This is a genomic window from Nocardioides sp., from assembly GCF_030150155.1.
GTDB lineage: Bacteria > Actinomycetota > Actinomycetes > Propionibacteriales > Nocardioidaceae > Nocardioides.
In genome coordinates this window covers 101,288-118,719 of sequence record NZ_JASLGR010000026.1, presented here as the reverse complement: position 1 = coordinate 118,719, position 17,432 = coordinate 101,288, and the positions used below count along the sequence as shown (strand labels likewise).

Annotated in this window: 19 protein-coding genes; 4 read left to right on the top strand and 15 right to left on the bottom strand. The window is 70.8% G+C overall.

What is annotated here, in order from left to right:
- Positions 1-69: 69 nt before the first annotated feature.
- The 7 genes from Q1V88_RS07155 to Q1V88_RS07125 all read right to left on the bottom strand — a co-directional run bounded on the left by Q1V88_RS07155 (position 70) and on the right by Q1V88_RS07125 (position 6,691).
- Complete coding sequence (locus Q1V88_RS07155) at positions 70-912, bottom strand: mycofactocin-coupled SDR family oxidoreductase (protein ID WP_300679837.1); 843 nt, start codon at positions 910-912, stop codon at positions 70-72.
- Positions 913-976: 64 nt separating this feature from the next.
- Entirely contained in the window at positions 977-1,453 is a 477-nt protein-coding gene (locus tag Q1V88_RS07150) for an Lrp/AsnC family transcriptional regulator (RefSeq protein ID WP_300679954.1), read from the bottom strand.
- Between the two features lie 35 nt (positions 1,454-1,488).
- On the bottom strand, positions 1,489-2,529 hold the full coding sequence (locus tag Q1V88_RS07145; protein WP_300679835.1) for an NAD(P)-dependent alcohol dehydrogenase: 1,041 nt from the start codon (positions 2,527-2,529) through the stop codon (positions 1,489-1,491).
- 52 nt (positions 2,530-2,581) lie between these two features.
- On the bottom strand, positions 2,582-4,111 hold the full coding sequence (locus Q1V88_RS07140; protein WP_300679834.1) for an APC family permease: 1,530 nt from the start codon (positions 4,109-4,111) through the stop codon (positions 2,582-2,584).
- Positions 4,108-5,388 carry an FAD-dependent oxidoreductase gene (locus tag Q1V88_RS07135; RefSeq protein WP_300679832.1) on the bottom strand — a complete coding sequence of 427 codons (1,281 nt, stop codon included), beginning with the start codon at positions 5,386-5,388 and terminating at the stop codon, positions 4,108-4,110. The genes Q1V88_RS07140 and Q1V88_RS07135 overlap by 4 nt, the downstream gene beginning before the upstream one ends.
- The gene (locus Q1V88_RS07130) at positions 5,385-5,585 is read right to left on the bottom strand and encodes a ferredoxin (protein WP_300679830.1); all 201 of its coding nucleotides are present in this window, start codon (positions 5,583-5,585) and stop codon (positions 5,385-5,387) included. The genes Q1V88_RS07135 and Q1V88_RS07130 overlap by 4 nt, the downstream gene beginning before the upstream one ends.
- Positions 5,585-6,691 carry an aromatic ring-hydroxylating dioxygenase subunit alpha gene (locus Q1V88_RS07125; protein ID WP_300679828.1) on the bottom strand — a complete coding sequence of 369 codons (1,107 nt, stop codon included), beginning with the start codon at positions 6,689-6,691 and terminating at the stop codon, positions 5,585-5,587. Before Q1V88_RS07125 ends, Q1V88_RS07130 begins: the two co-directional genes overlap by 1 nt.
- A gap of 216 nt (positions 6,692-6,907) precedes the next feature.
- Between Q1V88_RS07125 and Q1V88_RS07120 the strand changes: the two genes are divergently transcribed.
- Entirely contained in the window at positions 6,908-8,101 is a 1,194-nt protein-coding gene (locus Q1V88_RS07120) for a helix-turn-helix domain-containing protein (protein WP_300679826.1), read from the top strand.
- 155 nt (positions 8,102-8,256) lie between these two features.
- On the opposite strand, the gene Q1V88_RS07115 is transcribed toward Q1V88_RS07120, so the two are convergent.
- From Q1V88_RS07115 to Q1V88_RS07090, 6 genes are all read right to left on the bottom strand, one after another.
- Positions 8,257-8,451 carry a ferredoxin gene (locus tag Q1V88_RS07115; RefSeq protein ID WP_300679825.1) on the bottom strand — a complete coding sequence of 65 codons (195 nt, stop codon included), beginning with the start codon at positions 8,449-8,451 and terminating at the stop codon, positions 8,257-8,259.
- Entirely contained in the window at positions 8,448-9,872 is a 1,425-nt protein-coding gene (locus Q1V88_RS07110) for a fatty acid desaturase (RefSeq protein WP_300679823.1), read from the bottom strand. Before Q1V88_RS07110 ends, Q1V88_RS07115 begins: the two co-directional genes overlap by 4 nt.
- A gap of 127 nt (positions 9,873-9,999) precedes the next feature.
- Positions 10,000-10,176, bottom strand: a complete 177-nt coding sequence (locus tag Q1V88_RS07105) for a hypothetical protein (protein ID WP_300679821.1) — start codon at positions 10,174-10,176, stop codon at positions 10,000-10,002.
- The gene (locus Q1V88_RS07100) at positions 10,167-10,655 is read right to left on the bottom strand and encodes a hypothetical protein (RefSeq protein WP_300679819.1); all 489 of its coding nucleotides are present in this window, start codon (positions 10,653-10,655) and stop codon (positions 10,167-10,169) included. The genes Q1V88_RS07105 and Q1V88_RS07100 overlap by 10 nt, the downstream gene beginning before the upstream one ends.
- Before the next feature lie 5 nt (positions 10,656-10,660).
- A complete protein-coding gene (locus Q1V88_RS07095; RefSeq protein ID WP_300679816.1) occupies positions 10,661-10,951 on the bottom strand; it encodes a WXG100 family type VII secretion target in 291 nt (96 codons plus the stop codon).
- Positions 10,944-11,249 (bottom strand): WXG100 family type VII secretion target, encoded by a 306-nt coding sequence (locus tag Q1V88_RS07090; protein WP_300679813.1) that lies wholly within the window; start codon positions 11,247-11,249, stop codon positions 10,944-10,946. Before Q1V88_RS07090 ends, Q1V88_RS07095 begins: the two co-directional genes overlap by 8 nt.
- Positions 11,250-11,382: 133 nt before the next feature.
- On the opposite strand from Q1V88_RS07090, the gene Q1V88_RS07085 reads away from it, so the two are divergent.
- Positions 11,383-13,221, top strand: coding sequence for an FtsK/SpoIIIE domain-containing protein (locus Q1V88_RS07085; RefSeq protein WP_300679810.1), 1,839 nt, complete (start codon positions 11,383-11,385; stop codon positions 13,219-13,221).
- Positions 13,222-13,399: 178 nt separating this feature from the next.
- Here the strand turns inward: Q1V88_RS07085 and Q1V88_RS07080 are convergent, their stop codons facing one another.
- Complete coding sequence (locus Q1V88_RS07080) at positions 13,400-15,022, bottom strand: helicase HerA-like domain-containing protein (RefSeq protein ID WP_300679807.1); 1,623 nt, start codon at positions 15,020-15,022, stop codon at positions 13,400-13,402.
- A 45-nt stretch (positions 15,023-15,067) separates the two neighbouring features.
- Between Q1V88_RS07080 and Q1V88_RS07075 the strand changes: the two genes are divergently transcribed.
- Both Q1V88_RS07075 and Q1V88_RS07070 read left to right on the top strand, forming a co-directional pair.
- Entirely contained in the window at positions 15,068-15,358 is a 291-nt protein-coding gene (locus Q1V88_RS07075; protein WP_300679804.1) for a type II toxin-antitoxin system VapB family antitoxin, read from the top strand.
- 27 nt (positions 15,359-15,385) lie between these two features.
- Complete coding sequence (locus Q1V88_RS07070; protein WP_300679801.1) at positions 15,386-15,892, top strand: LytR C-terminal domain-containing protein; 507 nt, start codon at positions 15,386-15,388, stop codon at positions 15,890-15,892.
- Between the two features lie 3 nt (positions 15,893-15,895).
- Here Q1V88_RS07070 and Q1V88_RS07065 read toward each other — a convergent pair whose 3' ends face one another.
- Entirely contained in the window at positions 15,896-17,407 is a 1,512-nt protein-coding gene (locus tag Q1V88_RS07065; protein ID WP_300679798.1) for a potassium/proton antiporter, read from the bottom strand.
- Positions 17,408-17,432 lie beyond the last annotated feature (25 nt).

The following is a 17,432-nucleotide window of genomic DNA, read 5'->3' as shown; positions in this document are numbered from 1 at the left end:
TCCTCCGCACGTACGTCGACCCGGCACCCTCCACAGAAGGTGCCGGGTCGACGTACGTCAGCCGAAGGCTCAGATGATCGAGGAGCCACCGTCGACCGGGAAGACCACACCGGTGACGAAGCGCGCCTCGTCGGAGGAGAGGAAGACGATCGCGTTCGAGACGTCGACCGGCTCCACCCACGGCTCCGGCAGCGCCAGCAGCGTGCCCGAGGACTCGGCGAACTCCTCCAGCGTCACCGTCTCCAGGTCGGGCCGGAACAGGTGCCACACGGCGTCGTTCTGGATCATCGGGGTGTTGCAGTTTGTCGGCGCCACCACGTTGACCCGGATCCGCTGCTCGGCGACCTCCATCGCCAGCGTCTTCATCAGCCCGATCACGGCGTGCTTGGAGGCGACGTAGTGGCCGAACTTCGCGAACCCCTTGGTGCCCGCGTCGGAGGAGGTGATCACGATCGAGCCGCCGTTGCCCGCCGCCAGCATGTGCGGCACCGCGGCCTTGCAGGTGTGGAAGACGCCGTTGAGGTTGACGTCGATCACGTCGGCCCAGTCCTGGATGCCGGTCTCGGCGACGTCGTCACCGAACTGGAAGATGCCGGCGTTGGCGCACACGATGTCGAGCCGGCCGAGCTCGGCGACGGCGCTGGCGAGACCTGAGGCGAGCGCGTCGTAGTCACGCACGTCGGCCTGGTAGCTGATCGCCCGGCGGCCGGCGGCCTCCACCAGCCTGACGGTCTCGGCCAGGTCCTCGGGCGTGGCCGGTCCGTAGAACCGGCCGGTGTCGCCGACCGGGCCACAGATGTCGGTGACGATGACGTCGGCGCCCTCTTCGGCGAGCCGGACGGCGTGGCTGCGGCCCTGTCCACGGGCTGCGCCGGTGACGAAGGCGACCTTGTCCTGGAGTCGTGCGGTCATGGGGTTCCTCACTTCGGTTCGAGTGCTGCGGCTCGAACCCGGCGAGTGCCCCGAGGCGAGTCGATCAGCTGTACTGGTAGGAGATCTTGTGCATCTTCAGCTCGATGCTGGTGCTGACGCTGGTGATGCCGTCGACCGCTGCGATGCGGTCGTTGAGCAGGTCGTGGAGGTGCTGGTTGTCCCGGCACACGACTTGCACGTAGATGTCGGCCTCGCCGACGCAGTCGGAGACGTAGGTGGCCTCGGGCCACGCGACCAGGGCGTCGACGACGCTTCCCGACCGACCGGGTGCGACCTTGATCAGCAGGAACGCGAGCACGTTGTGGCCCATCCGGGTGGGGTCCGCGATCGCGACCACCCGGAGGATGCCGTTCTCCTCCATCCGGCCCGTACGACCGCGGATCGTCCCCTCGGAGACGCCCAGCTCGCGAGCGAGCTGGCGGTACGGCATCCGGCCGTCCTCGGCGAGTCGAGCGAGGATCTGACGATCCAGGTCATCGAGGACGATCGGGGTGGTGGAGTTCTGCTCGATGTCTGCCATCCGTCGCACCCGGCCAGTGTAGGGGTGCGGTTCGCTCAGGCTTCGGCGTCGGGAACGAGCACCGCCCGCCCCCGGACCCGACCGTGGTGGAGGTCGTCGAGCGCCGTGAGCGCGTCGGAGAACGCGTACGTCGCCGTGTGCAGCGTGACCCGACCGTCGGCGGCCAACGCCATCAGCTCGACCAGATCGAGATAGGTCCCGACCAGGTTGCCGACGAAGTTGATCTCCGCGGAGATGATGTCGATGGTCGGCACCACCAGGTCCCCGCCGTACCCGATCACGTAGTAGTTGCCGGCCCGGCGCAGCATCCGCACGCCGTAGTCGAGGGCCGAGCCCTCACCGACGAAGTCGAGCACCGCAGCGGCACCGTGACCGCCGGTCAGCTCGAGCAGCTGCGCGGCCGGGTCGCCGGCGTCGGCCAGGATGGTCTCGTCGGCACCGAGCTCGGCGGCCAGGGCGAGCGCCTGGGCCGAGGAGTCGATCACCACCAGCCGGGCTGCGCTCAGCGCCCGCATCGCCTGGATCCCGATGTGGCCCAGACCGCCGGCACCGATGATCGCGACCGTGTCGCCGGGCCTGACGAAGGCCGCCGCCTTGCGGGCCGCGTGGTAGGCGGTCAGCCCCGCATCGGCCAGGGCAGCCACGTCGGCGGGACGGAGGTTGTCGGCCAGCGGGACGACGCTGCGTGCCGAGGTCAGCAGGAGGTCGGCCATCCCGCCGTCGGCGTCGATCCCGGGGAACCGGGAGTTCTGGCAGTGCACGTCGTCGCCGGCCCGGCACGGCAGGCACAGCCCGCAGGTCGCCAGCGGGTGCAGGATCACCTTGTCCCCCACCGCGACGTTCGACACCGCGGAGCCGATCTCGACGACCTCGCCGGCGTTCTCGTGCCCGATCGTGTAGGGCAGGGTGACGCCGCTCTTGGCCTCCCACTGCCCCTCGATGATGTGCAGGTCGGTGCGGCACACCCCGGCCCCCTGCACCTTGACGATCACGTCGAGGGGCGAGGTGAGCCTCGGGTCGTCGACCTCCTCGATGGTGGGGGCCTTGTCGTACTCGCTCACACGTACAGCGCGCATGATGGTTGTCCTTCTCGTTCTCGGATCTCAGTGGATCTCGGTGGATCGGATGTCAGTGGCGGGTGGGCAGTGACGGCTCGCGGCCGTCGGACGGGTCGGTGGCCGGCGTACGGAGGTCGTCCTCGTCGTCGCGGATGCGCCAGGCGATCGTGGTCTTGTCCTGGACCTGCTGGCGGAACCACCACAGCACCGCGGCGAAGAGCAGGATCCCGATCCCGATCACCGTCTCCTTGAAGCCGCCGTAGCCGGTCAGCGCCGGGTTCGTGATCCCGATGATGATCGCGAAGGTGTCGATCAGGAACAGGGCGCAGGCGATCGGCACCCAGATGTTCGACAGCCGGGTCGGGCGCTCCATGTCAGGGCGGTCGCGGCGCAGCAGGACGAACGCTCCGACGGCCAGGGTGACGGCGCTGAGGTAGCCCAGGTTGCTGGCCAGCAGGATGGCGATCGGCTCGCCGAGGACCAGCAGGATGATGATGTTGAGGACCATGTCGGTGGTGAGGGCACGGCCCGGGACGCCGTACCGGTTGAGCACGCCGAGCTGCTTGATCGTGCCGCCCTCCCGGGCGATGCCGTACAGCGAGCGGCCACCGTCGGCGGTCGCCGTCATCATCGCGATCACGAACGCCGCCATGATCGGGATCTCCCCGATCCACGACCACGAGCCGAGGATCTGATCGAAGGCCATCCCGATGTAGTTCACCGGGTTGGAGCCGATCGTGCCGTCACCCAGCGCACCGGCCATCACGTACGGCACCAGGATGTAGAGCCCCATGATGAAGGCCCCCGAGACGCGCAGCGCCTTGGCGGCATCCTTGGCCGGTCGCTTGTACTCGGCGGTGAAGGAGGCGCAGACCTCGGTGCCGTACGTCGTCCACGCGGTGATGTAGAACCACACCACGACGACCTTCCAGTCCAGGTGCTGCGTGGTCCCGTGCCAGCCGATCTGGGAGGCGTCGAAGTGGGCGTGCGGCGAGACGAACGGTCCGACGACCAGCACGATCAGGCCCAGGATCAGCAGCGTCCCGGTGATGTTCGCGACGCCGGAGGCGATCTTGATGCCGAAGTAGTTGAGTGCCCACGCCGAGACCAGGGCGGCGATCGCGATCAGGTACGGCAGCCCCAGGGCGTGCAGTCCCGGCAGGTCGACGCTGATCGAGTTGTGCGGCCAGAACGCCTGCTCCATCAGGGTGCCCAGCACGACGCCCTCGACCGAGAGCGAGAGCGACCAGCCCATCCAGTAGCCGAAGGCGGCGATCGCGCCGAGCGGGGCGAAGTACCGCTTCCAACCCTCGTAGGCGTAGACCGAGATCCCGCCGGTCCGGTTGGGGAACATCCCTGCCATCTCGGCGAAGAGGTTGTTCTGCAGCAGGGCGAAGAAGCACGCCACACCCCAGATCGTGATCGCGGTCCAGCCGCCGATCGCACCGACCGTGTAGCCCAGCGTGAGGAAGAGGCCGATCGGCATGTTGAGGGCGAAGACGAAGCCGTCGCGCCAGGTCAGGGTGCGCACCATCTCGGTGGCGTGCGCACCGGGGTGCGTCGCGGTGGCAGGCGGTTCCTGCGGTGCTGACGTTGTCATGCGTAGCTCCTTGAGGGGTCCTGTGAGTTCTGCTGCTCCACCCACAGCGGGATCTGATCCACGGGCGTGTCCCGAGCGACCCAGACACGAGCCTGGGCCATCAGCCGCGGTTGGTGGGCGATGCACGCGCCGACGAGTCGGCCGCGGGCGGCGTAGAGCACGGTGAGGGTCGCCGGGGTGTCGTCGACCCGGACAAGGGTGTCGGCCAGCAGGGGCTCGCCGATGATGTTGATCCGCAGGCCGAACTGGTCGGACCAGACGTAGTCGGGGCCCGAGGTGGTGCGGGCCTGGGTGGTGTCGGCGGGGGCGGCGGCGGCGTCGGGGGTGTCGGTGGGGTCGGTGGGGTCGGGGGTGTTCTGGGCGACGATGTTCTGCGCCACCACCCGGGCCTGGTCGCTGGCCGAGGTCCAGTGCTCGTGCCGGCGGCCCTCGCCCTCCGGGCTCGACCAGCCGGCCACGTCACCGACCGCCCACACGCCCGGCGCGACCGCCCCGGTCATCTCGGCGGACAGACCGTGCGGTCCGACGGGGAGGCCGGAGTCCTCCAGCCAGCCGACGGTGGGCGTGGCCCCGATCCCGACCACGACGACATCGGCGGGCAGCCGGGTGCCGTCGGCCAGCAGCACCGCGTCGACACGACCGTCGGTGGTGCTCAGCTCGCTGATCGCCACCCCGGTCCGCACCACCGCACCGGCAGCGCGGGCGTGGTCGACCAGCACCGCAGCGGTCGCCGGGTCCAGGCTGCGCCCCAGCGGTGCCGGGGCGGCCTCGACGACGGTGACCCGAGCCCCCAGGCCCAGCACGGTGGAGGCGACCTCGAAGCCGATGAACCCGGCCCCGATCACGACCACCTCGGCCCCGGGGGCCAGCTGCTCACGCAGGGCGTCGGCGTCACCGCGACTGCGCAGCGTGTGTACGCCGGTCACCGCATCGGCCCCGGGGAGGGTCCGGGCACGCGCTCCCGTCGCGATCACGAGATCGTCGTACGGGATCGAGCCGGCCGACGTCTCCAGACGCCGGGCCTGCAGGTCGACACCGGTGGCGCTGGTGCCGAGCAGGAGCTCGACGTCGTGGTCGGCGTACCACTGCGCAGGAAGCAGCTCGAGGGACGCCGCATCGGCGGTGGCGAGGTACTCCTTGCTCAGCGGCGGCCTGTCGTAGGGCGGGTGCGGCTCGTCGGAGACCAGCACGATCGGGCCGTCGTGGCCCCGCTCGCGCAGCCCCTGGACGGTCTTGGCCGCCGCGACCGACCCGCCGACCACGACCACGCGGCTCATGCCGACTCCAGGCGCAGTGCGGCGGCCGGGCAGGAGGCGACGGCGTCCTCGATCTCGCGCCGGTCCAGGTGCGAGACGTCCTCGACCAGGATCGCGACCTTGCCCTCCTCGGAGAGGTCGAAGACGTCCGGCGCGTTGACCAGGCAGTTCGCGTAGCCCTGGCAGGCGTGGAGGTCGGCGACGACGCGGGTGGCCATCAGCGCAACCGGTTGAGCGTGGTGCGCATGAACTGCACCAGCGGACCCTCGGAGTCGACCATCATCTGGCCGTGCGGGACCCGACCGGAGTTGTAGCCGATCTGCTGGATGTCGGTGGCGGCCTTGTCCTCGACCAGGGTGCGGTCCCACATGTCCAGCCACTCCTTGACCACGCGCTCGTCGGCGCCGGGCTTGGCGTACATGTCGACGAAGGCCCAGCTCTTGCCGGGCGAGACCGGCTGGATCGAGCCGACGAAGCCGACGTAGTCGTCGAGGGCGTAGAACGAGGACGGGAACGTGAAGGCGAAGCGGAAGCCCTGCAGGCCCTTCGGGTCGACCCCGGTGGGAAGCCACTTGATCGGGCTGGCGTGCCAGATGCTGTCCTCCCACGACTCGATCGCGTAGGCGTCGGGCGAGGCGTCGTAGGTCTTGCCGAAGCTGGTGTTGTGCAGCGTCGGGCAGTGGTAGCACTCCAGCGCGTTCTCGGCCCAGAGCTTCCAGTCGCACTCCATGTCGTACTCGTAGCGGACCTGGAACTCGTACTCGCGCAGCTGGGCGTTGACGCCGTCGGTCAGGTCGCGGATCGGGGCGGTGACGCTGGCCAGCGACTCGGCGTTCGGGTCCGGGTTGACGAAGATCCACTGGTCCCAGCGCTCCACGGCGACGGGCTCGAGCGAGATCGTCGAGCAGTCGAAGCTGGGCTCGCGGTCGGCGCGCGGCGCGGTCTTGAGCTGGCCGTCGAGGCCGTAGGTCCAGCCGTGGTACGGGCACTGCAGCAGCGGCTTGGAGCCGTTGGTCTCCGCGATCGAGTGGAGCCGGTGCTTGCAGACGTTGACGAAGCCGCGCAGCTGGCCGTCGCGGCCGTGGGTGACGATGATCGGGACGTTGCCGGCCCGGGTGACGGCGTACTGGCCGGGCTTGCCCACCTGGGACTCGTGGCACGCGTAGCTCCAGGAACGGGCGAAGATCTTCTCCTGCTCCAGTGCGTAGACCTCCGGGTCGCCGTAGAGCTGGACCGGCAGCGTCTGGCCGTGATCGAGGCCGGCCTCGATGCTGTCGGCGTCGGGCAGACCCATCCGGGTGAGGATGTCGTCGAGAGTGGCCACGGTGCCCTCCTGGGGTGTGGGTTGAAAGTCGATCATGCGATGTGACGGTGGTCACACCATCCGCAATGCGCAGAAACCTAACCCCTGTCTTTCGCAATGCGCAAGAGGTTTCGCTGATTCGAACGCAATTCGCGCTCGTGAGGGTTCCGATGCGCAGCGCCCACGCTGGTGGGCAACCCCCTGACGCCGAGCGGCTCGACGTGCAAGGGTGTCCCGGTGGACGAGCTGGAGGCTGCACTGGACACCTGGGTCACGGGGTTCATCACCGCCGAGCGCGCCCCCGACCACATCGACGCCTGGGTCGACCGCACCTGGACCGCGATCGCCGCCGAGGTCCCCGAGATCGCCGACGACGCCGACCTCGCCACCCTGATCCGCACCGCGATCAGCCAGCACTGGCAGGCCTTCCTCGACGTCCTCAGCGGCGGGACCACCTTCAGCCTCGTGCCCGCAGCGGTCGACCTGGCCCACGAGCTGGCCCGTCGCCACCTCGGCCTGACCTCGCTGTTCTCGATCTACCGCGCCGCCCAACGCGCCTCGTGGACCTACGCCACCGAGGTCGTCCAGGCCGCCCCCGACAGCCTCGACCACGAGGCGATCCTGGTGATCTTCTGGACCCAGGCCGGCGACTGGCTCGACGCCAGCGTCGAGGAGTCCCTCCGCCTCCACCAGGAGGAGGCCGCCCGGATCGAACGCCGCGGCGACGCCCAGCGCTTCGAGGCCGTCCAGGCCCTGCTGACCGGAGAGGCCGGCGACGCGCACGAGCCACGCGAGCTCTCCGCCACCCTCGGGGGCTACCCCGTGACCGGCACCCACGTCGCCCTGGTCCTGACCGCCCTCACCTCCGACGCCCTGACCGCCCTCGAGCCGACGGCCCACAAGGTCGCCGCCCAGCTCGGCTCCCGCGCACCACTGGTGGTGCGGCCCAGTGGGCGGGAGATCTGGTGCTGGGTGCCGGTGAAGGTGGACCCCGAGGGTGACCTCCTGGTGGAGGCCCCGTCTATCCGCGTCACCGTGGCAGGCCCGCACCCCGGCGTGGACGGGTTCGTGCTGGCACACCAGGAGGCCCGGGCCGCGGTGCCGGCCGCGCTGGCGCGGGGCAGTGCGGTGACGACGTACGACGAGGTCGCAGCGCTCATCGCGCTGCACGCCTCCCCCGCCAGTGCCGAACGGTTCACCCGGCGGGTGCTCGGACCGCTGGCCGACCCGGAGCACGCCCACCTGCGTCAGACCGCGCTTACGGTCATCACCACCCCCGGCAGTGCCGACCAGGTCGCGACCGTGCTGGGCCTGCACAAGAACACGGTGCGCTACCGGATGGCTCAGGTCGAACGCCTGCTCGGCCGTCCGGTGCAGCACCGGATCGGGGACCTGGTGCTCGCCCTGGAGTACGCCGGCACCTTCCTCTGACGCCGAATTCCGGGTTCACCACGCGCGAGATCCGGGTTGCCTCCCAGCAAAGGGGGCAACCCGGATCTCGATGGTGAATAACCCGGAAGTCGGCCGTGGGAAACCCGGAAGTCGGCGGTGGCGAACCCGGATCTCGGCGGTGGTGAAACCGGAAGTCAGTCGAGGAGCTTCAGGGCGAACACCGGGCAGCTCTCCACCGCCCGATGGACCAGGACCCGGTCCGCCTCGGGAACCTCCTCGGCAAGCACCTCGACCAGGTCGTCGTCGCTGACCCGGAAGTACTGGTGCGCCTGGGCCTCGCACATGCCGATCCCCTCGCAGGTGCCGAGGTCGGCAGCGATCCGGCTCATCGCAGCGACTCCGTGAGGGCGATGAAGTCGACCTTCTCGCGCACCCCGCAGTCGGGGCAGCACCAGTCGTTCGGGATGTCGCGCCAGGCGGTTCCGGCGGCGAAGCCCTCGGCCTCGTTGCCCTCGTCGACCTCGTAGACGTACCCGCACCCCGGGCACCGCGCCGCGCGTACGTCGTCCACCTCGGCTCGACGCGACAGATCCGCCCGATCCCCCGAGCCGACCCCGCCGGCCACCGGCACCGGGTAGCGCCGCAGCAGCCGCTCCCGCTTGCTCGGCTGGAGGTTGGCCCGGCTCAGGTCGCCGTCGAAGTGCGCGATCACCCGCTTGTCCATCACGCGGCGGTAGAGCGGCGGCACCAACGAGATCACGATCATGCCCGCATAGCCCGTGGGCAGCACCGGGCTCTCCGCGTAGCCGCGCAGCGCCTGGTAGCGCCGGGTCGGGTTCGCGTGGTGATCGCTGTGCCGCTGCAGGTGGTAGAGCAGCACGTTGGTGGCGATGTTGTTGGAGTTCCAGGAGTGACTCGGGTCGACCCGCTCGTAGCGCTGCCGGTCCCCGGTCCCGACCTTGGCCCGCAGCATCCCGTAGTGCTCCATGAAGTTGACCACCTCGAGCAGCGAGAAGCCGAAGACGGCCTGGAGCAGGAGGTATGGGATCACGCCGACGCCGAGCCACGCGATCACCGCGCCCCACAGCACGATCGACATCAGCCAGGCGTTGAGCACGTCGTTACCGAGGTGGAACGGATGGGTGTCCTTGCGCTGGTAGCGGCGCTTCTCCAGGTTCCACGCCGAGCGCAGCGACCCCGAGACCGTGCGCGGCCAGAACGCGTAGAAGCTCTCCCCCATCCGGCTGCTGGCGGGGTCCTCGGGGGTGGCGACGCGGACGTGGTGGCCGCGGTTGTGCTCCAGGTAGAAGTGCCCGTAGAAGCTCTGCGCCAGCGCGATCTTGGAGAGCCAGCGCTCGTGCGACTCCTTCTTGTGGCCGAGCTCGTGGGCGGTGTTGATCCCGACCCCGCCGACGGTGCCGACGGTGATCGAGAGACCGACCTTGTCCCAGACGGACAGGTCGCCGCGCGCGACGAGGTACATCGCGAGGAGGAAGCCGGCGTACTGGATCGGCAGGAACGCGAAGGTGATGTAGCGGTAGTACCGGTCGTTCTCCAGCGCCTCGATGATGTCGTCGGGCGGGTTGGCGCCGTCACGGCCGACGACGAGGTCGAGGGTCGGCACGATCACGAAGAGCACGATCGGCCCGAACCAGTAGAACACCCCGAGATCGGTCCACTGCGCCAGCCCGATCGCGACGAAGACGAGCGAGGGCACCACCAGGCCGATCAGCCACAGGTACCTCTTCTTGTCGTGCCACTGCGCCACCGACGCAGCACGCACCGTGCCGCTGGGCTCGTACGTCGCCATCTCGACCTCCTGCTCCGTCGACGCCTCGAAACAGCGCCGTGAGTTGTCACTCTGGACGAGAGGTGCACCACCGGTCACCGTTCGATTCGGCAGCATCCTGGTATTGAATTGTCATTTCTCACAACGGTCAGCCCAGCAGGAGGACCGCCACCACCACCCCTCCCAGCAGCACGCCGACGCTCAGCAGACGGCCCAGTCGCGGACCCTCGACCCGCGCCTCGGCATCACCGCTGAGCAGGGCCGCGCGCATCCGCTCGGCCTCCCACGACGCCACCATCAACTGCTCGCGCGGGGTCACTGCCACCACCCGCGGGTCGCGAGCACGACGACCGGCACCACCGCGACCGCGGCCACCGCCTCGCACGCCTCCCACGCCACGCCAAGGTGCGGGCTGCGCACCTCGGGGCGGTGCTGGGTGAGGACCAGCCCGAGCGCGAGGACCGCCGCAGCCACGGCCGCCGGATCCGGCCAGGCGCGGGGGATCGCGGCGACGACGAGCAGCCCAGTGACGACGTACGCCGTCACCAGCACGCCCCGCACCCGGCGCACGCTTCTCGGCTCGACGTCCCCCCGCAGAGCGCGGGCGGCCCCGCTCGGCGCGGCCCGGGAGCCGAGGGCGGACCCGACGGCGATCAGCGCGGCCCCCGGGGGCGGGACGAGCGCGAGCAGGATCAGGCCGGGCACCGAACCGAGGAGCGCGGCGACGACGATCCGCTGCCACGCGGGCATCCACGCCGACTCGGCCGCGACCACCGCAGCCACCTGCGCCGGCCTGTCGATCACCTCCATCAGTCGAACGCCCGTGCACCGGCGAGGTCGGCGTCCCGGTAGGCCTCCTGAGCCGCCGCGAGCCGGCTACCGAGCTCGGCCAACACCCGATGCATCTCGCCAGCGGCCGTCCGCCACCGACCGTGCGCCACTACCCAGGCCTGCTGCGCACTGCCGAACCACTCGGTCTGGAGCGGGCCGAGGTCGTGGTCGAGCTGGGCCAGCCGGGCCTCGGTCGCCGCGACCGCCCGGCCCAGCGCCGTCGCGGCCTCGGTGAGCGCGGCGTGGTCGACCAGGATCCGATCAGTCATGGCGCACCCCGAACCCGGCCGCCAGCGCGGTGTCGGTCGAGCCGTTCAGGGCCTCGATCGCGCGGAGCTGGTCGTGGAACCAGACCAGGGTGGCGAGCACGCTGCGCTGCTGCGTGGCCCAGGCGTCGTACGCCGCGGCGAAGGCACGCGCCCCGGCACCCTCCCACCGCCCCGACGTCGCGGCGACGTCCTGGCCGAGCCGGCCCAGCTGCGCCTCGAGGTCGGCGTGGGCGGCGAGCGTGAGCATGGCGGCGCGATCGAGCGCTCCGGCCACCTGGCCGGTGATGGGGACTGTCATGTTCTCCTCCGATCTGCGTCGTCCGAGGCGATCTCTTCCCCGAATCGCGCGCCGCAAACCACCGATCTGAGTTATCCACAGGACGAGGCGACGGGGGTCGCGTCGCGGGCCTGGACCGGTCACAGTGGGCGCCATGCCGACGCTGCCCGCCCCGCCCGCGCTGCCACCGCGCGACGCCGGCTGGCTGGCGCAGCTGCTGCCGTTGGCCGGCAGCCTGGTCTCGATCGGCGTGCTCAGCGCCGCGACCGGGCACGCCCTGGTCGCCGTCACGATGATCGGCGCGACCCTCGCCGGTAGCCTCCTCGCCCTCGATCAGCAGCGCCACCGTCGACTCCGGGCCGTCGTCGAGGCCCGCCGGGCGTACGCCGACCAGCTCGCCGCCCTGCTCCCCTCCCCCGAGTGGACCGAGCCCGCAGCCCCGCCCGGCACCGATCCGGTCGGGCTGGTCCTCGCCGCCCGCGCCCTGGCCCGGCTGACCACGTCGGCCGATCCGCCCGGCGAGCGTCAGGCCACGGTCGCGTGGACCGAGCCCGACCTGTGCGCCGAGCTGGCCGCCGGGGTCTGGCTGGACCTGCGCGAGGCCGCCGCCGGCGGGGTCGGACCGCACGGAGTGATCGTCGGGGCTACCGGGTCGGGCAAGTCCGAGCTGCTCCAGGCGATCGTGCTCTCCTTGGCGCTGCGCCACCGGCCCACCGACCTCGGGCTGCTGCTGATCGACTTCAAGGGCGGCACGGCCCTGGCCGACCTCGCCGCGCTGCCACACTGCGCCGGGCTGGTCACCAACCTGGCCGAGGACGATGCCGCGGTACGCCGGATGGTGGCCGCTCTGGAGGCGGAGCTGGATCGGCGGCAGCGGGTGGTGCGGTCGGGGGTGGGGCTGTTCGGCGTGGGACCGTCAGGGGGTACCGCGGGGCTCGGCGCTCTCGTGGTCGTGATCGACGAGTTCAGCGAGCTGCTCACCGCCCACCCCGACGTGCTCGACGTGCTGGTCAGGACCGGCCGAGTAGGCCGCTCCCTCGGCCTCCATCTCGTCCTGGCGAGCCAGCGCCTCGAGGAGGGTCGGCTCCGCGAGCTTGACGCCCACCTGTCGTGGCGGCTGGCGCTCCGCACCTTCACCGAGGCCGAGTCCCGAACCGCGATCGGGGACGCCGGGGCCGCCCACCTCCCCCGCGAGCCCGGCTGGGCGCTGCTGCGCACCGGTCCGGGTGAGACCCGGCGCTTCCGGATCGCGCCGGCGACCGCGGCGTTCCGCGCCGACGCCGTCGAGGCGATCACCGCGCAGGGCGCGCCCCCGGTAACCCCGGTCTGGCGCCCAGCGCCGGAGTCGTCGGTGCGGGTGGGGGTGCTGGCGGGGCTGATCGGGGCGGCGGGGCCGACGGGGCGGGGAGGGCTGATCGGGTCGGCGGGGCCGGCTGCAACGCCAAGGCCGGGCGAACCGAGCGCCGCGAGGCTGATCCCCCTCGGCCTGGCCGACGATCCCGTCCGCCAGCGGGTGCTCACCCTGGACCCCACCGCCGGGCACGTCGCAGTGGTGGGGCGCCCCGGTAGCGGGAAGAGCACGCTGCTGGACGCCCTCACCGCGGGCATCGAGCAGGCAGCGATCCCCGGGCTGCGCTGCCACCGCGCCGATGCACTCGCAGACACCCCGCCCTGGGAGGACCTGGGCGGGTCCGGTGAGGTCATGGTCGTGCTGGCAGACGATTGGGGCCGGCTACGTCAGGAGCGTCCAGCGTTGGAGGACGCGCTGGTACGGGCCGTGATCGGCGAGCCCCGGGTCCGGCTCATCCTGGCGGCGCATCGCTGGGCCGACGTACGGCCGGCGGTGCGGGACCTGCTGAGCACCCGCATCGAGCTGCGCCTCACCGACCCGTTCGACTCGGTCTTCGACCGGCGCCGGGCAGCAGCGGTCCCGCTCGGACGCCCCGGCTGGGGCCTGATCGAGGGCGAGCCGTTCCTCGCCGCCCTCCCCTAGCCCGAGATCCGGGTTCACCACCGCCGAGATCCGGGTTACTCACGTTCGAGATCCGGCTTGCCCACATCTGCCTCGTGGCTAACCCGGATCTCACCCGTGGTGAACCCGGAAGTCGAGCGTGGCGAACCCGGAAGTCGAGCGTGGCGAACCCGGATCTCGCGCGTGGCGAACCCGGAAGTCAGCGCTTGCGACCGAAGAGCTGCTTCATCGCCTCCCGCGCGGCGGTGCGCGCTACCTGGCGGAAGGTGGTCGAGTTGACCACCTCCTCGATCATCGACTTCTCCTTCTTCGCGCTCTTCTTCGGCGCGGCCTTGGGCGCCGAGGCGCCGCCGGCCGGAGCCGACCCACCCGCCGACCCCGAGCCCGATCCCGAACCTGCCGAACCCGATCCCGCCGCGCCGCCTGCCGAACCCGCCTCCGCCTGCTTCTGCTCCGCCTTCGCACTCAGGTCATCGGCCGCCGAGGGCAGGTCGGAGACTGCGGAGTACTTCGCGTTCAGGGTCGAGGCCGAGACCGTCGCGGCCACCGCGGCCGCATCCGTGGCGGCCATCAGCGACTCGGGGGCGCGCATCCGGGTCCATGCGACCGGCGTCGGCGCACCCCGCTCGTTCATCACCGTCACGATCGCCTCGCCGATCCCGAGCGTGGTGATCACCGCGCCGAGGTCGGCGTACGACGACGTGGGATAGGTGTTGACCGTCGACTTGAGCGCCTTGGCGTCGTTGGGCGTGTTGACCCGGAGCTGGTGCTGGATCCGCGAGCCGAGCTGGGCCAGGACGTCCTCGTGGATGTCGGTCGGCGACTGGGAGATGAAGAAGACGCCGACGCCCTTGGACCGGATCAGGCGGACGGTCTGGGTGATGGTGGCGAGGAAGTCCTTGGAGGCGTCGGTGAAGAGCAGGTGCGCCTCGTCGAAGAAGAAGACCAGCTTCGGCTTGTCGGGGTCGCCGACCTCGGGGAGCTTGCGGAACAGGTCGGTCAGCAGCCACATCAGGAACGTGGAGAAGATCGCCGGACGGTCGGTGAGGTTGGGCAGCTCCAGCAGCGAGATCAGCCCCTGCCCGCCCCCGTCCGTGCGCAGCAGGTCGGCGGAGTCGAACGCAGGCTCGCCGAAGAACTGGTCGGCCCCCTGGTCGGCGAAGGCGATCAGCTCGCGCAGGATCACCCCGACCGTGGCGGCCGAGAGCCCGCCGAGACCGGCCAGCTCGGCCTTGCCATCGGCAGAGGTGAGGAACTGCAGGACGGCGCGCAGGTCGCCGAGGTCGACCAGCTTGAGGGAGGCGTTCTTGGCGTAGTGGAAGACCAGCCCGAGCGAGGACTCCTGGGTGTCGTTGAGCCCCAGCACCTTGGCCAGCAGGGTCGCGCCGAAGGCCTCGACGCTGACCCGGATCGGCACGCCGGTGCCGACGCCGCCGAGCGCGAAGTACTCCACCGGGAAGGCCTTGGCCTCCCAGGTCTGGCCGACCGTCGCCGCCCGCGCGGTGATCTTGTCCCCCGCCACGCCGGGCGAGGCCAGACCGGTCAGGTCGCCCTTGATGTCGGCGGCGAAGACCGGCACACCGGCAGCCGACAGCTGCTCCATCATCAGCTGGATCGTCTTGGTCTTGCCGGTCCCGGTCGCACCCGCGACCAGGCCGTGCCGGTTCAGCATCCCGATCGGGATCTTCACGTGCACGTCGGTCAGGGTGGTCGCATCGACCATCAGTCCGCCGAGCTCGAGAGCGGCACCATCGAAGACATATCCGGCCGAGACGGCCTGGTAGATCGGGTTGTCGGGCAACGACACCGGCGCGTCAGTCATGTGCAGAGCCTAAGCGCGGCAACCAGGCGTTGTTACAGTCGAACCGTGATCTTCAAGCGCGTCGGCGAGGAACGGCCCTATCCGGCCCACGGCCTCACCCTCAAAGAGTGGGCCGAGATCCCCCCGCGCCAGGTCCGGCTCGACGAGCTCGTGACCACCAAGGACACGCTGCACCTGACCAGCCTGCTCGACGACGACTCGACGTTCTACGGCGACCTGTTCGCCCACGTCGTGGAGTGGCAGGGCGACCTCTACCTGGAGGACGGCCTGCATCGCGCCCTGCGCGCGGCGCTCCAGCAGCGCCACGTCCTGCACGCCCGGGTCCACTCCCTCTGAGCGGCCTTCCGGCTAACGTACGACTCCATGAGCAGCATGTCCTCGTTCGCGCGTACGGCGCTCACCATCGGCGTCCTGCTGGTCTGCCTGGTCCTCGCGGCGACGTGGGGGTGGCACACGATGACGAAGCCGTTCCCGTCGCTGACGGAGAAGACGGTCTGCTCGGAGACCTCCATCCACAAGGGTGAGACGGTCACGCCGGAGATGGTGACGGTCAGCGTGCTCAACGCCGGCAAGCGCTCCGGACTGGCCAGCCGCACCCTGACCGCCTTCACCGACCAGGGCTTCCACGCCGGCACCTCGGCCTCCGTCGCCAAGACCGCCGTGGCCAACGTCCAGATCTGGACCGACGACCCGGCCAGCCCGGCGGTGAAGCTGGTCGCCTCCCGCCTGCCCGGGGCGAAGGTGGTGCAGAAGTCGGTCACCGAGGTCGGCGTGGTCGTCGTCGTGGGCGACAAGTTCGGCACCGTGGGCACCGGCAAGGCGCAGGTCACCGCGACCACCGAGACCACGATCTGCTCGCCGCTGTCGTAACGCTCAGCCGGTCGGTCGAGGCCGATCGGCGACCCAGCGGGCCAGGCGCCCGTATCGGCTGACCTGGCGCAACCGACGTTCGGTGGCCTCCCGTTGCGAGCGTGGGGTGACGATCAGCAGCTCGTCGCCGTGCCGCAACGCCGTACGCCGTTCGGGGACCATGATCTTCCCCTCGCGCACCACCAGAGAGACCGAGGCGCCCTGGGGAAGCCGGAGCTCGCCGACCTCGACGCCGTGCATCCGTGACTCCGGGGTGATGGCGATCTGGACCAGGTCGGCGGCGAGCCGTTCCAGGGGCGCTACCTCGAGTTCCAGGGCACGGGGGTCGGTCGGGGTGGCGACGCCGAGCAGCCGCGCCACCCACGGCAGCGAGGGCGCGGTCAGCAGTGTGTAGACCACGACCATCACGAAGACGATGTCGAAGAGCCGCAGCGACCCCGGCACGCCCTCGGCGAGCGGGATCGTCATCAGCACGACCGGCACCGCTCCGCGCAGACCCGCCCAGGAGAGGAAGGCCCGGTCGGCCCACGACATCCGTTTCAGTGCGGTGGAGGCGAGCACGGAGAGCGGCCGGGCGACGAAGGTGAGGATCAGTCCGGCGACCAGGGCCAGGCCGACGACGTTCCAGGTCAGACGGCCGGGCGAGGCGAGCAGTCCGAGCATGATGAAGAGGCCGATCTGGGCCAGCCAGGCCAGGCCCTCGGCGAAGGAGCGGGTGGCGCCCCGGTGCGGCAGGTCGGCGTTGCCGAGCACGAGGGCGGCGACGTACACGGCGGCGAATCCGGAGGCGTGGACGGCCGCGCCCCCGCCGTAGGCGAGGAAGGTGAGCGCCAGCACGGCCAGCGGGTAGAGGCCCGAGGCGGGCAGGGCGACCCGGCGCATCAGCCAGGCCCCGCCGAAGCCGACGGCCAGACCGATCACGGTGCCGACCGCGAGCTCGTAGACGATGATCCCGCCGACCATCCACAGCGGGTGCTCGTGCACGGCGCCGGTCGAGATCAGGGTGACCAGCACGACCGTGGGGGCATCGTTGAGCCCCGACTCGGCCTCAAGTGGGCCGGTGATCCGCCGTGGCAGCGGCACCACCCGCAGTACGGAGAAGACCGCGGCGGCGTCGGTCGGGGCGGTCACCGCACCCAGCAGCACGGCGAGCTGCCAGTTCAGGTCGAGCAGGTAGTGGCTGGCGACGGCGACCACGGTGACGGTGATCGCGACGCCGAGCAGCGCCAGTGTCGCGCCCAGCCGCATCGAGGATCTGACCTCGTGCCAGGCGGTGGTGAGACCGCCTTCGGCCAGGATCAGGGCCAGCGCGGCGAAGCCCAGGGCGTGCGCGAGCGCGGCGTCGGAGAAGTCGATCCCGATCACTGCCTCGCCGAGCAGGACCCCCATCAGGAGGTAGACCAGCAGCGTCGGCAGCCCCGTGCGCGAGGAGAAGCGCACCGCCAGGATCGCGAAGAGCGTGACCGCTGACCCGATCAGCACGAAGTGGTCGAGCTGTTCGACGTCGAAGGTCATCTCACCGCTTTCGTGGGGTGGCGGG

Bases quoted from the DNA above. Each gene is read 5' to 3' on its own strand.
- Q1V88_RS07155 (WP_300679837.1), bottom strand. From the start codon at position 912: ATGACCGCACGACTCCAGGACAAGGTCGCCTTCGTCACCGGCGCAGCC.
- Q1V88_RS07150 (WP_300679954.1), bottom strand. From the start codon at position 1,453: ATGGCAGACATCGAGCAGAACTCCACCACCCCGATCGTCCTCGATGAC.
- Q1V88_RS07145 (WP_300679835.1), bottom strand. From the start codon at position 2,529: ATGCGCGCTGTACGTGTGAGCGAGTACGACAAGGCCCCCACCATCGAG.
- Q1V88_RS07140 (WP_300679834.1), bottom strand. From the start codon at position 4,111: ATGACAACGTCAGCACCGCAGGAACCGCCTGCCACCGCGACGCACCCC.
- Q1V88_RS07135 (WP_300679832.1), bottom strand. From the start codon at position 5,388: ATGAGCCGCGTGGTCGTGGTCGGCGGGTCGGTCGCGGCGGCCAAGACC.
- Q1V88_RS07130 (WP_300679830.1), bottom strand. From the start codon at position 5,585: ATGGCCACCCGCGTCGTCGCCGACCTCCACGCCTGCCAGGGCTACGCG.
- Q1V88_RS07115 (WP_300679825.1), bottom strand. From the start codon at position 8,451: ATGAGCCGGATCGCTGCCGACCTCGGCACCTGCGAGGGGATCGGCATG.
- Q1V88_RS07110 (WP_300679823.1), bottom strand. From the start codon at position 9,872: ATGGCGACGTACGAGCCCAGCGGCACGGTGCGTGCTGCGTCGGTGGCG.
- Q1V88_RS07095 (WP_300679816.1), bottom strand. From the start codon at position 10,951: ATGACTGATCGGATCCTGGTCGACCACGCCGCGCTCACCGAGGCCGCG.
- Q1V88_RS07090 (WP_300679813.1), bottom strand. From the start codon at position 11,249: ATGACAGTCCCCATCACCGGCCAGGTGGCCGGAGCGCTCGATCGCGCC.
- Q1V88_RS07085 (WP_300679810.1), top strand. From the start codon at position 11,383: ATGCCGACGCTGCCCGCCCCGCCCGCGCTGCCACCGCGCGACGCCGGC.
- Q1V88_RS07080 (WP_300679807.1), bottom strand. From the start codon at position 15,022: ATGACTGACGCGCCGGTGTCGTTGCCCGACAACCCGATCTACCAGGCC.
- Q1V88_RS07070 (WP_300679801.1), top strand. From the start codon at position 15,386: ATGAGCAGCATGTCCTCGTTCGCGCGTACGGCGCTCACCATCGGCGTC.
- Q1V88_RS07065 (WP_300679798.1), bottom strand. From the start codon at position 17,407: ATGACCTTCGACGTCGAACAGCTCGACCACTTCGTGCTGATCGGGTCA.